At 71.7% G+C, this 18,984-nt stretch carries 14 protein-coding genes and 2 pseudogenes; 6 read left to right on the top strand and 10 right to left on the bottom strand.

Annotated elements, in window-relative coordinates:
- Nucleotides 1-51 precede the first annotated feature (51 nt).
- The 3 genes from U5640_RS01595 to U5640_RS01585 all read right to left on the bottom strand — a co-directional run bounded on the left by U5640_RS01595 (nt 52) and on the right by U5640_RS01585 (nt 3,402).
- Nucleotides 52-1,374 (bottom strand): MFS transporter, encoded by a 1,323-nt coding sequence (locus U5640_RS01595; protein ID WP_340373991.1) that lies wholly within the window; start codon nt 1,372-1,374, stop codon nt 52-54.
- Nucleotides 1,375-1,436: 62 nt separating this feature from the next.
- The gene (locus U5640_RS01590) at nt 1,437-2,285 is read right to left on the bottom strand and encodes a PhzF family phenazine biosynthesis isomerase (RefSeq protein ID WP_340373990.1); all 849 of its coding nucleotides are present in this window, start codon (nt 2,283-2,285) and stop codon (nt 1,437-1,439) included.
- 307 nt (nt 2,286-2,592) lie between these two features.
- Nucleotides 2,593-3,402, bottom strand: a complete 810-nt coding sequence (locus U5640_RS01585) for a helix-turn-helix transcriptional regulator (RefSeq protein ID WP_340373989.1) — start codon at nt 3,400-3,402, stop codon at nt 2,593-2,595.
- A 141-nt stretch (nt 3,403-3,543) separates the two neighbouring features.
- On the opposite strand from U5640_RS01585, the gene U5640_RS01580 reads away from it, so the two are divergent.
- Nucleotides 3,544-4,278 (top strand): SDR family oxidoreductase, encoded by a 735-nt coding sequence (locus U5640_RS01580; RefSeq protein WP_340373988.1) that lies wholly within the window; start codon nt 3,544-3,546, stop codon nt 4,276-4,278.
- Nucleotides 4,279-4,312: 34 nt separating this feature from the next.
- Here the strand turns inward: U5640_RS01580 and U5640_RS01575 are convergent, their stop codons facing one another.
- Nucleotides 4,313-4,789, bottom strand: a complete 477-nt coding sequence (locus U5640_RS01575) for a nuclear transport factor 2 family protein (RefSeq protein ID WP_340373987.1) — start codon at nt 4,787-4,789, stop codon at nt 4,313-4,315.
- A gap of 167 nt (nt 4,790-4,956) precedes the next feature.
- On the opposite strand from U5640_RS01575, the gene U5640_RS01570 reads away from it, so the two are divergent.
- The gene (locus U5640_RS01570; RefSeq protein WP_340373986.1) at nt 4,957-5,646 is read left to right on the top strand and encodes a hypothetical protein; all 690 of its coding nucleotides are present in this window, start codon (nt 4,957-4,959) and stop codon (nt 5,644-5,646) included.
- Nucleotides 5,647-5,703: 57 nt separating this feature from the next.
- On the opposite strand, the gene U5640_RS01565 is transcribed toward U5640_RS01570, so the two are convergent.
- Nucleotides 5,704-6,294, bottom strand: coding sequence for a TetR/AcrR family transcriptional regulator (locus U5640_RS01565; protein ID WP_340373985.1), 591 nt, complete (start codon nt 6,292-6,294; stop codon nt 5,704-5,706).
- Between the two features lie 205 nt (nt 6,295-6,499).
- On the opposite strand from U5640_RS01565, the gene U5640_RS01560 reads away from it, so the two are divergent.
- The 4 genes and pseudogenes from U5640_RS01560 to U5640_RS01545 all read left to right on the top strand — a co-directional run.
- Entirely contained in the window at nt 6,500-7,489 is a 990-nt protein-coding gene (locus U5640_RS01560) for a patatin-like phospholipase family protein (protein WP_340373984.1), read from the top strand.
- Nucleotide 7,490: 1 nt separating this feature from the next.
- Complete coding sequence (locus U5640_RS01555; protein ID WP_340373983.1) at nt 7,491-8,981, top strand: NAD(P)/FAD-dependent oxidoreductase; 1,491 nt, start codon at nt 7,491-7,493, stop codon at nt 8,979-8,981.
- A gap of 153 nt (nt 8,982-9,134) precedes the next feature.
- A complete protein-coding gene (locus U5640_RS01550; RefSeq protein WP_340373982.1) occupies nt 9,135-10,466 on the top strand; it encodes a cytochrome P450 in 1,332 nt (443 codons plus the stop codon).
- 161 nt (nt 10,467-10,627) lie between these two features.
- Nucleotides 10,628-11,644: pseudogene (locus tag U5640_RS01545) on the top strand (chitinase); the annotation flags it as partial.
- A 199-nt stretch (nt 11,645-11,843) separates the two neighbouring features.
- On the opposite strand, the gene U5640_RS01540 reads toward U5640_RS01545, so the two are convergent.
- From U5640_RS01540 to U5640_RS01520, 5 genes and pseudogenes are all read right to left on the bottom strand, one after another.
- Nucleotides 11,844-14,009, bottom strand: coding sequence for a hypothetical protein (locus U5640_RS01540; RefSeq protein WP_340373981.1), 2,166 nt, complete (start codon nt 14,007-14,009; stop codon nt 11,844-11,846).
- Nucleotides 14,010-14,090: 81 nt separating this feature from the next.
- A pseudogene (locus tag U5640_RS01535) lies at nt 14,091-15,065 on the bottom strand (helix-turn-helix domain-containing protein).
- 104 nt (nt 15,066-15,169) lie between these two features.
- Nucleotides 15,170-15,766, bottom strand: coding sequence for an HD domain-containing protein (locus tag U5640_RS01530; RefSeq protein WP_340373980.1), 597 nt, complete (start codon nt 15,764-15,766; stop codon nt 15,170-15,172).
- Nucleotides 15,767-16,132: 366 nt separating this feature from the next.
- Nucleotides 16,133-16,468, bottom strand: a complete 336-nt coding sequence (locus tag U5640_RS01525; RefSeq protein WP_340373979.1) for a hypothetical protein — start codon at nt 16,466-16,468, stop codon at nt 16,133-16,135.
- Nucleotides 16,469-17,349: 881 nt separating this feature from the next.
- A complete protein-coding gene (locus U5640_RS01520) occupies nt 17,350-18,387 on the bottom strand; it encodes a LacI family DNA-binding transcriptional regulator (protein ID WP_340373978.1) in 1,038 nt (345 codons plus the stop codon).
- Nucleotides 18,388-18,984 lie beyond the last annotated feature (597 nt).

Below are 18,984 nucleotides of genomic sequence, written 5' to 3'. Positions count from 1 at the left end.
GCCGACGCGGGAGCCGGCCGGGCTTCTTCCTCGATGGGGGAAGCCGGCCGGCTACCTGACCGAGCGGACGAACTGGACGGCGAGCGCGCCCAGGACGGCGGCGACCGCGCCGAAGAGGAACAGCGCGCCGTAGTTCCCGCCCCCGCCGATCGCCAGGAGGGCGGGGGCGACGACGGGCACGAGGGACTGGGGGAGCGCGTTGCCGATGTTGAGCACGCCCATGTCCTTCGCGGACTCCTCGGGGTCGGGCAGCACCGCGGCGGCCAGCGCCATGTCGACGGAGAGGTAGAGCCCCTCGCCGAAGCCGAAGACGACCAGGGCGACGACGTACGTCCCGAAGCTCTGCGCGGAGGCGATCAGCGCCAGGCTGGCCGCCATGACCAGCGAGGACCCCAGCACATAGGGCTTGCGGCGCCCCGAGCGGTCGGAGAGCTGACCGCCGAGGAGCGACCCGGCGGTGATCGAGACGACCATGGCGAGCATGCCGACCAGGACCTTCCCGGTGACCGCCGTGTCGTCGTACCCGAGGCGGTCCATCAGGAAGTACACCTGGTAGCTGGTCACACAGGAGGCGCCCGTGAAGACCAGGAACCGGCCGGCGAAGTTCCAGGCGAAGTCGGGGTGGCGGCGCGGGTTCACCCAGAAGCTCCGCAGGAACTCCCGGACGCTGTACGGCTCGAAGGCTCCCGCGCGGGCCGGGCGGTCCTCGATGACGACCGCGAGGCAGCCGACGGCGGCCAGGCCGATCACCCCGGGCACCAGGAAGGCAGTTGCCATCGAGCCGCTGAACACCTGGGCGAGCACCGAGCCGCCGAGCATCGCGAGCGAGGCCGTGATGCCGATGACGCCGGAGACCCGGGCCTGCTGCCGCGGCGGGATCAGATCGGGGACGCAGGACGTCAGGGCGGCCAGGGTGGCGTTGATGCCGAGCTGGGCGACGGCCCAGCCGGCCGTCAGCACCGGCACGCTCCCGCCGAGGGCGACGACGAGCAGTCCGACGAGCCCGGCGGTCATCCCGCCGACCAGCCAGGGCCGGCGGCGGCCGAAGCGGCTGGTGGTGCGGTCGGACAGGGCGCCGAAGACGGGGTTGCCGAGCATCGCGAGCATCGCGCCGACGCTCAGCACCTGTCCCAGGGCGGCGCCCCGGCCGGCAGCCGGCACGATCTGGCCGACCCGCAGGGCGAGGGTCACCGTCACCGGCGTGAGCACGGCCAGGTAGGCGCCGAACTGCGCGACGGCGAGGGCGAGGACCAGCCGGGGGGAGGCGTCGACGGGGGAGACGTCGACAGGGGAGTCGGGAGTGGCGGGGATGACGATGGGCACGGCGGCCGGAGCGGGCGACTCACCGAGCGGGGCGTCGTGGCCCAGGGCCATGGCGGCTCTCCATGGGGACGGGGGGCGGCTTCCCCGGCGGAACATACGCTGACGAGGTGGCACTAGGCGATCGGAACCGCCCCGCCCGTCACCCGGGTCCGGTCGAGTTCCGGGTCCACGTCGACCAGCAGATCGCTGGGGCGGCCCATGTCCTCGCCCTGACGGATCGCGATCCTGGCCGGGGCCGTGACGAGCCCGAGCGCGGCGAGGTAACCGCCGAAGGCCGCGGCCGCCGCGCCGGTCGCCGGGTCCTCCACGACACCGCCGACGGGGAACGGATCCCGGGCGTGGAAGTACCGCGGCGACTCGCGCCACACCAGGTGGACGGTGGTCCAGCCGTAGTGCCGCATCACCGCGGCGAGACCGTCGAAGTCGTAGGCGAGGTCCGCCAGTCGGGCCCGGGAGGCGGCGGCCAGGATCAGGTGGTCGTTGCCGGCGAACGCCACGTGCGGCGGCAGCTCCGGGTCGAGATCGCCGGCCGCCCAGCCCAGGGCCGCGAGGGTCGCCTCCAGTTCGGCGCCGGAAGCGGGACGGGAACGCGTCGGGACACTGGTGAGCGTGGCCAGCACCTCGCCGTTCTCACCGACCCCGATCGCCACCGGGATCTCACCGGCGGGGGTGTCCAGGACGATCCCGCCGGGACCGAGCCGCTCGGCGAGGGCCACGGACAGGGCGACGGTCGCGTGCCCGCAGAAGGCCACCTCGGCCAGCGGGCTGAAGTAGCGCACCCGGAACCGTCGCGCGGCGTCGTCGCGCTCCGTCACGAACGCCGTCTCCGAATAGCCGACCTCCGCGGCGACGGCCAGCATCTCCGCCGCGTCCAGCCCGGAGGCGTCGAGCACGATCCCGGCGGGGTTGCCGCCCGCCGGGTCGCGGGTGAAGGCCGAGTAGCGCAGGGTTTCGTTGGTCATGGGCACACGCTGCCACCCGGTGCGGGCCGAGTCCACAGGGAAGATCGAACCGCACCGGGAGATCCTGATCGCCGCCGCCGACCATCGGTCGGTCAGCGGCTGCGGATCGCTGTCGTGGCGAAAAAGCCGGTCGCGGCGGCGGTGATGAGGGCGCAGACGGCGAGCAGAGTGGTACGGCGCATGGAACAGCCTTTCCCTAGCGGGTGGAGGAGGTGTCCTGTACAACGCCGGTCATGCCGAAGTCGGCTTGCCGCGAGCGCGTTTGCCACCCGCATGGACGCGCCCCCCGGTCCCGGCGGGAACGCCCTCAGGCCAGGGCGGCGAGGAGGGCGAGGGCCTCGGCGTCGGGGCCGGAAGGTTCGGCCTGGTAGACGATGAGTTGCTGGCCCGGGGCGTCGCGGACGTCGAGGGCCAGGTAGGTGAGGGTGAGCGGGCCGACGTCCGGGTGGAGGAAGTGCTTGGCGTCATGGGTCTTGCCCCGCACGGTGTGGGTGTGCCACAGACCGGCGAAGTCGGGGCTGTCCGCGCAGAGAGTCCGCACGAGTGCGCGCAGACGGGGGCTGTCCGGATCGAGGCCCGACGACTCGCGCAGATGGCCCACCACGGCCTGGGCCGTCCGGTCCCACCGGGTGTGGAAGCGGCGGCCGGCCGGGTCGAGGAACGTCATACGGGCGAGGTTGTCCAGGTCGGAGAAGGGTGAGTGCAGCACCTCGGCGAGGGTGTTGGCGGCCAGGACGTCCAGGGTGCGGTTGACGACGTACGCCGGGGAGCCGGGGAAACCGTCCAGGAGCCGGCGCAGGGCCGGGCTCACCCGGTCCGGGGTGCGGCCGAGGGGGAGGACGGGGGCCGTGCCGGCCAGCCGGTGCAGATGGGCCCGGGCGTCGGGGTCCAGCCGCAGGGCGTGCCCGAGCGCGTCGAGGACCTGTGCCGACGGCCGGCGTTCGCGGCCCTGCTCCAGGCGGGCGTAGTAGTCGGCGTTCACCCCCGCCAGCACGGCCACCTCCTCCCGGCGCAGCCCGGCGACCCTGCGGGCGCCGTGGGCGGGCACACCGACCGTGTCCGGGGACACGGCGCCCCGGCGGGCACGCAGGAACTCTCCCAGCTGGTTGTCGGCCACGACCGAACCTTAGGCCTCTCCGCGCCGGCCCGCCTGGGTGTGGCGCACCCAGGCAGCACACGTCCTGGTCCGCCGTCGCGGGCCGGCCCAGACTCGGTGCCGCAAGCCCCCTGCCTCAGCGGATCGAACGGAAGTACAGGCATGTCCCACGCACCCAAGGTCGTCGCGGTCACCGGAGCGAGCAGCGGCATCGGCGAGGCGACCGCCCGTCGGCTCGCCGCAGACGGCCACCGCCTCCTGCTCGGGGCGCGCCGCACCGACCGGCTGGAGACGCTCGCGAAGGAGCTCACCGCCGCGGGCGGCACCGCGTCCTTCCGTCGTCTGGACGTCACGGACGCCGGCGACGTCCGCTCCTTCGTGGCCGCGGCCCGCGACCGGTACGGCAGGCTGGACGTCATCGTCAACAACGCCGGCGTGATGCCGCTGTCCCCGCTCCAGGCGCTGAAGGTGGACGAGTGGGACCGGATGATCGATGTGAACGTGCGGGGGGTTCTGCACGGCATCGCCGCCGCCCTGCCGGTGATGCGCGCCCAGGGCGGCGGGCACGTCGTGAACGTCGCCTCCGTCGGCGCGTACGAGGTCTCGCCCACCGCCGCCGTCTACTGCGCCACCAAGTTCGCCGTCCGCGCGATCACCGAGGGGCTGCGGCAGGAGTCCGCCGGGGACATCCGGGTCACCCTGGTCTCGCCCGGTGTCACGGAGTCCGAACTCGCCGACGGGATCTCCGACCCGGTCGCCCGGCAGGTCATGCAGGCCTACCGTGCCGTCGCCCTGCCCGCCTCCGCGGTCGCGGACGCCATCGCCCACGCCGTCTCCCAGCCGCCGCAGGTCGATGTCAACGAACTCGTCGTACGGCCGGCCGCCCGCGCCCGGTGACCGTGTCCGCCCGAGACCGCGGGGCCTTCGTGCGTCAGTCCCGGCCGACGGGCGCCAGGCGCTCCGTCGGGCCGCCGAAGGCGAGGTGCAGGGTGCGGGTGGAGAGGAGCCAGGTGCCGTCGATCCGGCGGAAGGTGTCCTCGTAGTGGCCGATGTTGGCGGGCGGCCGGGGGGCGACGAGGGTTCCCTCGGTGTGCCCGTCGATGCGGTACGTCGCGAAGTAGGTGAGGGCGGTGGCGGTGTCCGGGGACTCGACGGTGACCAGGATGTTGGTGCAGATACGGCGGGAGAGGCGGTCGGCGGGGCGGGAGCCGAAGTAGGCGCGGAGCGCCTCGCGGCCCTCGACGCGCCGCGCGTCGTGCGGCCATTCCCAGCTGCCGTCGGGGGTGAAGAGGTCGCAGACGGTGCTCGGGTCACCGAGGTCGAGCCGGCGGACGAACTCCAGGATCACCCGCTCACAGGCGCGTTCGGCGAGCAGCCGCTCCGACGGGTCGGGGTCATGAGAGGTCATCCGCCCTTCCTACCAGTCGTGTTGACCGGGCTACGACTCCTTTCGCCCGGTCGTTCGGGCCCGCGATGGGGTCAAGTGGTCACGGCCGTTCGGGCTGTGACAGGGCTGTGACTGGAAAAGTGACCTGCGTCACGGCCGGTGAAACGTGTTCACATCAAGATCATCGAGTGCGAAGAAACTTGTTACCGCCCCGTCTGACGGGCCGTCCGGTCGTCGCGGGCGCGGCGGCCGTCGGCGTGGTCGCGGGTGTGCTGATCGGCTGGCCGGGCCTCGACACCGTCAACGGCTGCGGCCTCGCGGTCAATCGCTATCCGTCGGAGACGGCCAAGGACTGGGTCCGGTACGCCGACGTGGTCGTCGTCGGCCGGGCGGTCGAGGAGCGGGAGAGCGGGCGGGAGGAGCTGTCGGCGGGGCCCTACAGCCACGAGGTGGAGCGGACGGTGAAACTGGAGGTCCAGGACAAGCCGTTCACCTCCACCACCCGCTCCCACCCCACCGTGGGGTCCTCGCTGGACTACGTCGGGCCGGGCTGGAACCTGCTGCGTGCCGACGGCAAGACCCTGATTCCCGAACTCACCGGCGACGCCCCGCGGGTCGTGCCGGACCACACCTACGTCCTCGCCCTACGCTGGGAGGACGAGCGCTGGGTGTCCCTGGGGGAGGGCGCGGTGGTCCCGTTCGACGGGCAGTCCGTCGGCAACGGCGAGTGGTGCGGGCAGGTCGTGGACACCGACGGCTTCGCCCAGGGTGAGCGCACGGGCCGCAAGAGCGACCGCAGTCTGGAGAAGACCCTCCTCGGGCAGGGTCTGCCTGCGCTGAGGACGGCCCTCGACACGGCGGCCGAGAAGTCGTCCTGAGCCCTCGGCCTCCGCACCCCGGCCGCCGACGCCCGGTCCCGCCCGAGTGCGCGGCGCCTACCGGTCCAGCCGCAGCACCAGCCGCAGGGTGTCGGTGAGGACGGCCGTCGGGACGGACGGGTCGGCCACGCGCTGGAGGCCGAGGCCGATGCCCAGGCTGAGCAGGGTCATCGCGGCCTGGTCGGGCGGCATGGCCGGCGAGGTGCCCAGCTCCAGGGCCAGCGCCTCGATCAGCAGGGCCAGCGCCCCGCGGATCGCGGTGACGCGGGCCGTGATCTCCCGCCGCAGTTCCTGGTCGTGCCGTACGCCGGTGAGGAACTCGACCTCCAGCACGGTCCACGTCTCGCCGATGTTGGCCTCGCTCCAGGCCGCGAAGGCGGCCAGCCGGTCCTCGGCCGCCGGATCGCGCATCACGGACTCCGTGAGCAGCGCGAGCTGCTCGGCCCGGATGTCGTCGAGGACGGCCAGGCACAGATGGCCCTTGCTGCGGAAATTGGAGTAGACGGCGCCCTTGGAGTAGCCGGCGGTCTCCGCGACATCGCTGAGCGAGGTCACGCCGTACCCGTCACGCAGGAACAGCTCCCGTGCGGTGGCGACGAGTCGCTCGCGCGTGCGCTCCTGGCTCTCGACGCGGCTCAGACGGGTCATGTCTCTCTCGCTCCCTCTCCCGTCCCGCGCGGTGGTGCTGTGCCCCCGGGGCCTCAGGGATTCTCGGCTGCCTCCCTGCCTCGGCTCCCTGGATCCTAACTCCGCCGAAGGGGTGCGCCCGGCTTTCGGATACCGCTAGTATCCCGATCTCGTCGGTATCCCGAAGAGCCGGTACCGTGCAGAGCCAAGAGGGCGGAGACATGACGTGACCGCGACGGGCACACGTACGACCCCTACCCGAGGACTGGTGCTCGGCTGCGGCGGAACGCTCGGCGCGGCCTGGACGGTCGGCGCCCTGCACTCTCTCCGGAGTGCCCTCGGGTGGGACCCCCGCCGGGCCGACGTGCTGGTGGGCACATCGGCCGGGGCGGAGCTGGCCGCGCTGCTCGGCGCCGGTGTCGGCGTGGAGGAACTGCTGGCGGCGCAACTCGCCGGAAAGGACGCGCGTCCGGAACTGGTCCGGCACTTCGCGGGCCCGCCCCGGGCGGTCCCCCCGCGCCCCGCCTTCTTCCCCGGATCGCCCGGACTGGCGCGCCGGGCCCGGCGGCGCACCGCCCCCACGACGGCCGGCCTGTCCGGCCTGCTGCCCCAGGGGCGGGGCGACAGCAGGTGGCTGGCGGACCTGGCCGACGTCCTGGCTCCCGGCGGAGGCTGGGTCCCGCATCCGGCGACCTGGCTGGTGGCCGCCGACTTCGACACCGGACGCCGTACCGTCTTCGGACACCCCGACACCCCGCCCGCGGCACTCCGGGACGCGCTGCGCGCGTCCTGGGCGGTCCCCGGCTGGTTCCCGCCCGTGCGCATCGCCGGCCGCCGGTACGCCGACGGCGGCATCCTGTCCACCGCGTCCGCCAACCTCCTCGTCCCCCTGGGCCTCGACGAGGTGTACGTCATCGCCCCCATGAGCTCCGTCCGCCCGGGGCCGCGCCGCGGACTGGGCCGCGCCGAGGCGCTGCTGCGCCGGGTCATGACCCGCACCCTCGACGCCGAGTGCGCCGCGTTGCGGGCCGCCGGCACCGAGGTCGTCCGGCTCGAACCCACCCCCGCCGACCTGCGGGTGATGGGCGGCAACTTCATGGATCCCCGGCGGCGGCTCACGGTACTGGAGACCTCGCTGCGCACCACCCGCGCGCTCGTCCGCGACCACCTTCGCCCGGCCGCCCCCGCCTCCGCGAACGCCCGGACAGGAGCCTGACATGCCCCACCCCGACCACCCCGGCGCGACCACGAACCCCCGGCCCACCACCGTCGAGGCGCTGATCATCGGCAGCGGGCTGTCCGGCATCGGGGCGGCCGTCCAGCTGCGCCGGGCCGGCGTACGAGAGGTCGTCGTCCTGGAGAAGGCGGACGACCTCGGCGGCACCTGGCGGGACAACACCTACCCCGGGTGCGCCTGTGACGTCCCCTCGGCCCTCTACTCGTACTCCTTCGCGCCGAACCCCGACTGGACCCGGGCCTTCGCCGGCCAGCCCGAGATCCGCGCCTATCTGCGCGACACGGCGGCCCGGTACGGCGTCACGCCCCTCATCCGCTTCGGCACCGAGGTCCTGCGCGCTCAATGGGACGCCCGCAAGGCCCGCTGGCGGGTCGGGACCTCGCGCGGCGACTACCTCGCGCGCTTCCTCGTCGCGGCGGCGGGCCCCTGGCACGAACCCCTGCTCCCCGACATCCCCGGCCTGGCCGACTTCCCCGGCGAGGTCTTCCACTCCGCGCGCTGGCGCCACGACCACGACCTGACCGGCGCCCGGGTCGCCGTCGTCGGCAGCGGGGCGTCCGCCGTGCAGTTCGTGCCCGCCGTCCAGCCGTACGTCGACCGGCTGCACCTGTTCCAGCGCACCGCCCAGTGGGTGCTGCCCAAGCCCGACCACCGGGTGCCTGCCGCCGGGCGCCGGCTGCTGCGGCACCTCCCGGGCGCCGGGCGGGCCCTGCGGGGCACGGAGTACGCCGCCCTGGAGGCCCTCGGCGTGGGCTTCCGTCACCCCGCCCTCCTGCGCGCGGTGCAGAAGGCGGGCGCGCTCCACCTCCGGGCGGCCGTCAGGGACCCGCGGCTGCGGCGCGCCCTGACGCCCGACTACACCCTCGGCTGCAAACGCCTGCTGCTGTCGAACACCTACTATCCGGCCCTGACGCGGCCCAACGTCACCGTCCACCCCACCGCGGTCCGCGCCGTCGAGGGCGGCCGGGTGATCGGCGCGGACGGCAGTACGGCGGACGTGGACACCATCATCCTGGGCACCGGCTTCCACATCCTCGACATGCCCATCGCCGGGCGCGTGTTCGACGCCGACGGCGTGAGCCTCGACGACCACTGGAAGGGCAGCCCCGACGCCTATCTGGGCACCACCGTCACCGGATTCCCCAACGCGTTTCTCCTCCTCGGCCCGCATCTGGGGACCGGTCACTCCTCCGCGTACACCGTCCTCGAAGCCCAGCTCGCCTATCTGACAGGCGCGGTACGGCATTTCCGCGCCGCGGGCTGGACCAGCATGGACGTGCGCCCCGAGGTTCAGGCCGCCTTCGGCGCTCAGGTGCAGCAGGCCCTGCCCACGACCGTGTACAACGCGGGCGGCTGTTCGAGCTACTACCTCGACGCCAACGGCCTCAACAGCTTCAGCTGGCCCTGGTCGACGGGCCGGCTGCGCCGCAGGCTCGCCACGTTCGACCCGGAGGCGTACGACGCCGCGTAGGGCCCCGTCGGACGAGCGGCCGCGCCGGCCGCGCGCGCCCTTACGCCGCCGACCTTCTGACGGGCTGTCACCGCACGTGCCGACTCCCGTACAGTCCGTGGTGCCGCCGCTCCGATCCGAACGCGACGGCAGCGGCCGACCAGGAGAAGGAACGTGGACAGCGAAGCAGGCCTCAGCCCCCACCCGCCCGCCCCCGCGACGGGGCACCCGGTCCCGGAAGCCGATCCGGGTCTCGTCGCCCGCTGGCAGGCCGCGGGAGGCGAACTGGTCGACCTGCTGGGTCAGGTGCGGGAGGAGGCCGGCGGGGTCGCCGGGGTGCGGCTCGGGCCCGGCCTGACCGTGCTCGTCACCGACCCGGACGCGGTGCAGCACGTCCTCGCCCGGCGGCCGGACCGCTACGTCAAGCGTGCGCACCGCGCCCGGCTGCTGGTCGGTGACGGTGTCCTGTCCGCCACCGGCGACGCCTGGAAGCGGCAACGCCGGCTGCTCCAGTCGCAGTTCACCGGGACCGGGATGCGCCGCTACGACGGGCGGATCGCCGGGGCCGCCCGCACCACCGCGGCCCGGTGGAGCGGGTACGCCCGGACCGGGGAGGCCTTCGACGTCGGGCAGGAGATGCGCCGGTTCGCCCTGGACGCCATCTGGCGGTCGCTCACCGGGTACGCCGTCGACGAGGAGACCGAGCGTGAGCTGACCGCGGTCGCGTCGGTGGCGGCGGCCCTCCCGACGCTGCCCGCCGACGCCGCGGACGCGCGCGACGCCGTCGCCGCCGACCTCGCACGGATCGACGCCGTCGCCCGGCGGGCCGTCGAGACCGCCCGCGCGGGGGCGGCGGGACCCGACGGCCCCGGCCTGCTCCAGGTCCTCCTGGACGCCGCCACCGAGCGCCCCGAGTACACCGACCGGCTGATCCGCGACGAACTGGTCACACTCCTCGTCGCCGGGCACGAGACCACCGCCACCACCCTCACCTGGCTCCACCTCCTGCTCGACCGGAACCCCACCGCCCGCGAGGAGACGCTCGCCGCCGGCCCCGAGGGTTCCGCGCGGCGCCGCCGGGCGATCCAGGCACTGGTCCACGAGACGCTGCGGCTGTACCCGCCCGCCTGGATCCTGCCGCGGCACGCCGCCGCGGCGGACATTCTCGCGGGGCACACGGTCGAGGCGGGCACCGACCTCCTCGTCTGCCCGTACCTCACCCACCGCGACCCCGGACTCTGGCCGGACCCGGAGCGCTTCGACCCGCGCCGCTTCACGGCCCCGGAAGGCCGCCCCGCCCACCCGGGCGCCTACCTCCCCTTCGGCATCGGCCCCCGCGCCTGTCTCGGCACGCAGTTCGCGCTCCGCGAGTCCACGGTCCTGCTCGAACACCTCCTGCCCGCCCACACCGTGACCTTCCGCCGCACGCCCACCGGGACGTCGTACGGCATCACGGTCCGCCCCGAGGGTCCCGCCGTCGTCACCCTCGCCCCGCGCACCGGTTGAGGTCAGTTAATTGTAAAGAACCTTGACAGTTAAATGGTCTAGTCCAACGATGGTCGCTGTTCACCCGCGGACCGTGTGCCTCCACGCGCCCCGCGGCACGTCCCTTCACCACGGGAGCGTCAGTGAGACGACCTGGTTCTGTGCGTACGTTGCTGTCCTGTCTGAGCGCGGCCTCGCTGTCCGTCGGACTCATGGCCCTCGGGGGAGGGGCCGCCCTCGCCGCGCCGGAGGCGCCGTCGGACGCGCCGCCGGCCGCCGCGAAGCCCCGGCCGGCCCCGGTGGTGGCGCCGTACTTCGAGACCTGGACCGGGCAGAGCCCGGCCGAACTCGCCGCCGCCTCAGGCAACAAGTACCTCACCCTGGCCTTCCTCCAGACGTCCGCACCGGGCTCCTGCACCGCGTACTGGAACGGTGACACCGGCCGGCCGATCGCGAAGGACGCCTTCGGCCGTGACATCGCGCGGCTGCGGGCGCGCGGCGGCAACGCCATCCCCTCCTTCGGCGGCTGGTCCGCGGACACCACCGGCACCGAACTGGCCGACAGCTGCACCGACGTCGACGCCATCGCCGCCGTCTTCAAGAGCCTCGTCACCACCTACGGCATCACCCGTATCGACCTCGACGTCGAAGGCGACTCCATCGACAACGCCGCCGGAATCGACCGCCGCAACAAGGCGATCGCCAAGGTCGAACGCTGGGCGGAACACACCGGCCGCAGCGTCCAGTTCTCCTACACCCTGCCGACCTCCACGACCGGACTGGGGGCCAACGGCCTGGCCGTCCTGCGCAACGCCGTCGACAACGGCGCACGCGTGGACGTCGTGAACCTCATGACCTTCGACTACTACGACGGCGCCACCCACGACATGGCCGCCGACACCGCGACGGCCGCCACCGGACTCCACGGCCAACTGGCCGCGCTCTACCCGAAGAAGAACTCCGCCAGGCTCTGGAACATGATCGGCGTCATCGAGATGCCCGGCATCGACGACTACGGCCCCGAGGAGACCTTCACCACGGAGAACGCCGTCACGGTGGAGAAGTGGGCCGAGGCGCGGGGCATCAACACCCTCTCCTTCTGGGCGCTCCAGCGTGACAACGGCGGTTGCGTCGGCACCGGCGGCTCCGACTCCTGCTCCGGCATCGCCCAGGACACCTGGTACTTCAGCCACACCTTCGAGGCGCTCGCCGCCGCGCACCACTGACGGCTGACCGCATGACGGCATGACGGCATGACGGCATGACGGCATGACGACGCCGGGGTGCGCTGCGGCACCCCGGCGTGAGGTCGAAGGGGAGGAAAGCGAACGGACTGAATCAGGGAGAGTGTGGAGAAGGAAGCCCGTTCATGGCCTCGCCCGGACGCAACGGTAGCAGTCAGCCCGGGATCAGGTCGCGCAGGTTTTCCCGGGTGACGACCACCGAGTCCGGGTGGAGCCCCTCGGGCCGCTCCAGACCGATGTACAGGACCGGTCCGTCCGGGACCGCACCGCCGTCCCACACCGTGGTCGTCCCGGCACCCATGAGGCCGACGAGATGCCGGACCGTGAGCGGATTCCGCTCGACGACCGCCCGCACCAGCGTCGCGACCGAGAGCCGGTTCCCCTCGACCCGGTTGTAGGCCACCCTGCCCCGCAGATACAGGTGCAGCCACTTCGCGCGCCAGCCGCCGTCGGGGCCGCGCAGGAACACCAGCGGCAGCGCGACCCGGCCGGGGCCCCGCAGCTCCGACTTCATCCGCACGGTCCGCGCCTCGAAGGGACGCCCCCGCTGCTCGGCCTCGCGCAGCATGAAGCCGAAGAACGACTCCTCGACCTCCTCGAAGCCCTCGCCCGAGAAGATGTTGACCTGCGGCACGACGAAGTCCCCGCGCGCCGCCCCCAGCCGCAGATCGATGAACTCGGAGGCACCGTCCGGCGCTTCGGTGATGTCTCCCGAGTGCTCGCCCTCGACCTGCTTGAGCTCGGTGTACGACAGCCAGCCGAGCGTCTCGTACGAGGCGTCCAGGAGCAGCGCGGCCAGGTCGAAGTCGGTGGTGCGGCGCGACTGCCTCCAGTACACGAAGAACCGCAGCAACTCGCCGTCGACCCGGGAGAGCGAGCCGCGCGGCAGCACGCCCAGCCCGGCCGTCGTCGCCCTGCCGCTGAGCGGAAGCGCCACGTCGAGCACGTCGGGGTCGACCAGCAGGTGCGCCGGCTCGGGAAGACGGCGGCGCGTCTCCGCGTCCAGCACCTCGATCAGCCGCTCGCGCTGCGCCGCCCCCACCGGCGGGCGGGTGTCGGCGGTGACCCAGCCGCGGCCCGAGCGGTTGACGAACACCCGGCTACCGGCGGGCTCCTCGGCCCGGTTGAGGAAGTGCTCACGGACCGACAGCAGCACACGCCCGGAGACCTTCGGGGCGACCTGCCCGGCGGCGGCCGTCACGGCGGCGCGCTGGTCCTCGGTGCGGCACAGCCGCAGCAGTCGGTCCAGCGAGCGGAACAGCCGGCCCGGCGCGGCTGTCAGCAACCGGGCCGCCGCGCCGACGTCGTCCGCGCCCAGCAGTTCCTCCACGCGGCGGTCGAACGACGGGGCCTGCCGCTCGCCCCGCGCCACCGCGAACACCTCGGCGGCGTGCGGCCAGTGCGGGTACTCGTGCGGATGCAGCCGCTCACCGAGCCGCTTGAACGCCTCGCGGTGCGCGGTGACGTCGGCCAGCTTGGCGGGGGCCGCGGCCACGACCGCGTCGAGACCGGCGAGCAGGACCCGCCGCACCCGCCGGCTCGGCGACCGGAACCGGGTCGGCTCCACCAGGGTGGCGTCGCCGCCCGACAACGCACAGGCCAGCCGCAGCACATCGGTGACCGTGTCCAGCAGCAGGTCGGCGCCGGCGCGCAGCCGGGCGAGGTTGACGACGGCGCGGTTCTCCCGCACGGGGATCACCTCGGGCTGGGGGCCGTCGACGCAGTGCCGCGCGAGCACCCCCAGATCGCGCAGGCCGTCCTCGCCCAGCGGGGTCACGCTGCCGGCGAGGGCCAGATACAGCGCGCCGACCTCGTCCTCCGGGGAGCCCCCCAGGTGCAGGACCGTCAGACGGTCGCCCGCGGCGGCGACCAGTTCGTCATGCGCGGCGAGCATCTCCTCGTAGGAGTGCTGATACGTGCCGTAGGACGGCAGCGTGAGCAGATCGACCACGCCCGTGCTCAACTGGGCGAGCGTGCCCGCGCGGGAGCCGTCGTCGGCGAGCGCGTCGTTGATGCAGCGGGTCCAGAAGTCGTACGTGTCCGGCACGTTGGCCGGGAAGTCGATGAAGTAGACGTTGTGCCGGACGTGGTCGCCGACCATTTCCCGCACGGCCCGAAGGACCCGACCGGCGGTCTCGGTGACCGACCGCTCGGCCAGCCCCGACAGGTGCCCGAGCAGCTCCGCCGAGAGCTTGAAGCCCACCGACATCAGCGCGGCGTCCAACTGGCGTGCGGCACCGCTTCCTTCACCGGCGGGTCCGACGGGGGCGGGCAGCCGGTACGTGTGACGGATGACCAGGTGTTCGAGCGACGGCAACATCCCGGCATGATCGCAGGAACCTCCCTCTTCGGGCATCCGGGTTGTCGCACCCCTGCCGCACCCGCGCGACCCACTGCCGCATCAAGCAATGTTCGCCCTGTCGACCACGGCTCGTATCCGTTGATCGGCGACGTGACGGTTTCGCCAGATGATGTAGCGGCGGATCATGCTGCCCCGCTCCCTGCTCCCTGCTCCCCGTGGCCGGCATGGTCGGTACCGTCCAGGGCGAAGTAGCGCAGAGCGGTGAACTGGGCCTCGATCCGATTCAGCCACGAAGTGTCGAGCACGATCGCGATCCGGATCTTCGGCGGGTAGAGGCTGCGCAGATAACGGCAGAACTCCAGAAACCTCGTCCGGTTCTTCTTCGGCTTGACATGACCGTAGAGCTTGTCCCGGGCCAGGTCGTAGGCGGCGAACAGGTGCCGGACCCCGTGCTGGCGGGTGTAGGCAGCCCGCCTACGGGCCCTCGGCTCCCGGTCGGGATCCTTGTGCCGTCCGCCGCGCTCGCCTTCCTCGGGCATGACCTCGCCGTCGGCGATCGCGTAGAGGTGCTCGACCCGGGCCTTCTTGGCGGCATAGTCGGGGTCGCGGGAGGTCTTCCAGGTCTTTGTGCGTCGAAACGAAACGCCCTCCTCGCGGAGCAGAACCCGAAGGCCCTCGTGGCTGATGTCGTCGACCACCCCCTCCGCGCCCAGGAAGCCGGCCGGCTTGGCCAGGCTCCAGGTCGAAAACGGCAGACCGTGCTCGGCCGGCCTGGACTTGGCGATCTTCTTGATCTCGCGCCGTTCGGGCAGGGTGACCGTCCTGGGCCGACCGCCTTTGTACTTGAGGTAGAGGGAGTCGAAGCCGTCGGCGTTGAAGTTGCGGATCACGTCCCGGACCCGGTCCGCGCTGGTGAACGTCACCTCGGCGATCTCCGCCCATGCCCTGCGCGGACAGCAGCACCATCTGCGCCCGCCGCCAGGTCACCACCGACCCGCTGCCCCGGCGGATGATCCGCAGCATCCGCCTGCCCTCGTCGTCATCGATCTCACGGACGCGTACTCGTTCTGCCACCCGCACAGCTTGGCGCAGACGCGCCATCCAGACGGCGCGTCACATCGCAACAGGGCGAATGTTGCCGGGCCTGCCCGGGCCTGTCCGGTGCGGCGCCGCCGACCTCATGCCTGCGCGTGGCCGTACCGCGCCCTGGCCGAGGTCAGGTCGGGTTCGCCGAACCGGGCACGCAGAAGGCCGAATGCGTGGACCTTGTCCGCGCCGAACCTCTCCACTTGCGCTGCATAGGAGTCGGCGGTGAGGAACGTAGGGGGTGTCGTCTTGCTGTGGAACTTGTCCGCGTACATGACCAGTTGCTCTTCGATGGTCTCGGCCAGGTAGTCGGCCTCGGGTATGGCGAGCTTCTGTTCGCGGATGTCGTGCTGGGTAAGACCGACTCCCGTGTGACAGGAGCAGAAGCGGCACAGGGGCTCCGGGAAGCCCTCCTCGTGGAGGATCTCGTAGCCGAGGACTCCATGGCGGATGTAGTTGCGGTGATCGAGCCGACCGGCTTGGTCATAGAGCCGGTAGACGCCGATGTCGTGGAGCAGGGCGCCGACTCGGACGAGGTCGGCGTCGAGAGGGATGGCGGTCTGTGCCACAAGCTGTGCGGCGATGCTGCAGACGATTTCGCAGTGGGTGAAGACGAGGTCCAGCGCCTCATGCGACGGCGCGTACCGCTCGTGCAGCGCGCGTACCTCGTTGACTGTCGGAAGGATCACCCCGGCAGCGTACTTTCCCACCCCCAAGCGATCTGTCGCCAGCGCACCAGCCAGCCGGGCGCCATGAGGGCGTGACTCCCCTGCGGAAGAAGTACGGCGACACACGTCTGGAGGCCGCCTGCGCGAGGGCCATCGCGGTTGGCGGCCCGTCCTACCGCAAACGCTCCCGCAGTGAATGCGCGCTTGCCGGCCGCGGTCCCCATCGTGGCCGATGGGGCGCCGGTAGGGCCCGGCGACACAGCGCTGGACAGCCCCAGTCAGCCGGGACTCGACCTCTTGTGCGGAGGTTCGCTGCCCCGGACGCCCCGAACGGCCACCTCCGGCGGCGAGCGGCTGGCCTCCGGGTACGGGCCGCAGCGTCGTCGCTCAGGGAGTGAACTCCTCGTCCAGACGGTCGATCGCCCCGTCGGCGCCCACGTGGTACTTGAACACCAGTCCGCTGTTCGGGTTGGCTGCCAGCCAGTCCAGGAACTCCTGGACGCCGATGTGCTGGTTCTCGGTGCTCTCCACGATGGGTGTGGTCACGGTGACGTACGCCGCCTGGTCCATGGGCATGTAGGTTTCCTTCCCCACCGTCTCGAACGGCGCGCCGTCGGAGTCCGCGGGGGCACAGCCCCAGTTGCCGTACTTGACGATGAGACTCAGGGAGCCCCCCTCGGGGGTGTAACGGTAGACCGCCACCTCGTCAGGTGAGATGGGCATCTTGTGGTCGCAACCGTCGTCACTGTCCGTACTGGCAGAGGCGATCGGGGCGGCCGGTGCGGGCGCCGAGGGGGCGGGTTGAGGAGCTGCGGAATGTGACGAACCGGCGTTGCCGGTGCCCGTCGTGGACTGGTCCGCGGGCTTGGCGCCGGCCGGCTGGGAAGCGGTCTGCGCGCTGCCGGCCGACCCTGCCGTCGTGCTCTTCCCGCCGGTGGGGGCTGCCGTCGAGGTCCCGTCTCCGTTGCAGGCCGTGAGCACCACCGTGAGGGCGGCGGCAAGGGCACTGCTCACGGTCGCGCGGAGAAGAGTGCCGGGTCTGTGCCGGTTCGACTTCTTGGAGGTTGCCATGACGTTCCTGTCTGGTGGACGGCAGTTCACGGTGACTGTCGCAGACACAAACGATTTCCGGCCACCGGGGGCTGGGACGGACCGTCAGTCACGGGGCAGTCGAGAAGACGACGGTGCCTCGGAAGAGCGGGTCATCCAAGCGGAGGGGGTCATGTGGCCGGAATTGTCGCACGCATCAAGGCAATCATGAGCAGCCCTCAGGGGCGGCGCACGATCGAGCAGGCACGCCGGTGCGCGGCCGGCCCACGCCGCCGCGCTCAGGCCCGGCAGACGGTACGCAGGCTCCGCGACCGCCGATGAGTCCCGGTGATCGGGGAAACGGCGCGCTCCCACGGCCCAAGCGTAAGAGCACCAAGTCCAAGCCCGGAGTGGCTTCCGGAGCGAAGTTCCGGGATGGGACCAGGCCCGGATCTCCTGCCTGGGTGCTCAGTTTCAGTGGAATTCCGTCATGGTCGTCGCATTCTCGCTTCACGGGCTGTTCTTGTCCATTCGGACTCGAGGACGCTTCGATGGGGAGAAGGTCCTACCCGGAGTCACGGCGTTTGATCCGGGCGCCGGCCCTTACCGCCAAGGGCCCTGGTCTCGCCGCACGATTCCCGGATCACCAATTCACAGTCGAGCAGGTGGGATTCCACCGATCCGCCGCCGATCGCCTCGATCAGCATGTCCACCGCCAGTGCCCCCATTCTGGTCACCGGCTGTGACACCGTGGTCAGGGGAGGGTCCAGCAGTTGGAACCAGGGCGGGTCGTCGAAGCCGGCCACCGCCATGTCCGCGCCGATCCGCAGGCCCCGCTTGCGCATTTCCTGGAAAACTCCCAGTGTCATCAGGTTGTCGATGGCGAACACCGCGGTGGGCAGCTCGTCCAGGTCGAGCAGCTCGGCGGCCGCCCGTCGGCCGCTGTCCGCCTGGAAGTTGCCGAACCGCACCAGCTCCTCTGGAAGATCCAGGGAATGCGCCCGCATCGCGTTCCGGAAGGAGGTGAGCCGTTCGCGGCCGGTGACCGTCTGCGGAGGGCCGCTGATGACGGCGATCCGTTCATGTCCCAGCTTCACCAGGTGGTCGACGAGCTGGGAGATCGCCGCGTGTCCGTCCGCGCGCACCACCGGCGCGTCCATGCTGGCCACCGCCCGGTCGACGAACACCATGGGCACACCCTGGCGCGCCACGGCGCGCAAGGCGGACGACTCCTCGAGTACCGGGGTCAGCAGCAGTCCGTCGACGCGTCGGGCCAGCATCAGGTCGATGTACCCGTCCTGGCGTTCGGTCTCCTCGTTGGCGTTGCACAGGATCACGCTGTATCCGTGCTGGTGCGCAGCCTCTTCGGCAGCCCAGGCGAGCTCGCTGAAGAAGGGGTTCACGACGTCCGGGATGATCAGTCCGATCGTCTGCGTCCGCGTGGTCCGCAGTGAACGCGCGACCGTGTTCGGTCGGTAACCCAGCGCTTGCGCTGCCGCGGTGACGCGTTCACGTACGGCTGCGCTGACACCGTCCGCGCCCGACAGAGCCCGCGACACCGACGCCGTCGAGACTCCGGCGTGTCGAGCGACGTCTGCGACGGTCACCGCCATCGGTCACCTCCTTCTCCCGTCTTGGACCCTTGTAATCGATTACTCCCCACGCCGTCAAGACGTCGACCGCCTGCCGAATGTGTTGACACCAGGACCTTGACACCCGTCGAGAGCCGCCGTTTAAATAACTCGCCATAAGCGATGTAATCGATTACGTAGCTGGTTGCTCGCAAGTGTCCGTCCGCTCTGCAAGCCGCCCACACGAAAGAAGGGACGTGCGCGATGAAGCCTTGCGTAAAGCGGTCTCGCCGCGCCCCGTCTGCCGGTGGCAAGGAGATCGCCACCTCGAGACGGCGGTCAGGGAAGAACGAACTCCACGCGGATGTCGTTCACCCCGCCGGCCGTGCTCAAATCAGCGGCGACCCGTTAGGCCCGCCGCAATGAAGAACAGCCACAAGCTGTCCAGAATCGTGACCTAATTGCCGCCTGTGGCTTTCTTGCACCCGTGAGCTGGAAAACACATGGTTCACTTCGGGCCACCTGCTCGGTAACCCCCAAGCATCCGTAGTACGGCCCGCCGACAGTGACTGCTGTCGAAAGCCTGCCCCTGATCCTGGCCATCTCCCTCTTCACCCGGAGGGTGGTCGAGGACCGGAC

Source organism: Streptomyces sp. SS7 (assembly GCF_037993025.1).
Classification (GTDB): domain Bacteria; phylum Actinomycetota; class Actinomycetes; order Streptomycetales; family Streptomycetaceae; genus Streptomyces.
Note: the sequence above shows the minus strand (reverse complement) of the source record. Positions and strands in the feature narration are given on the sequence as shown.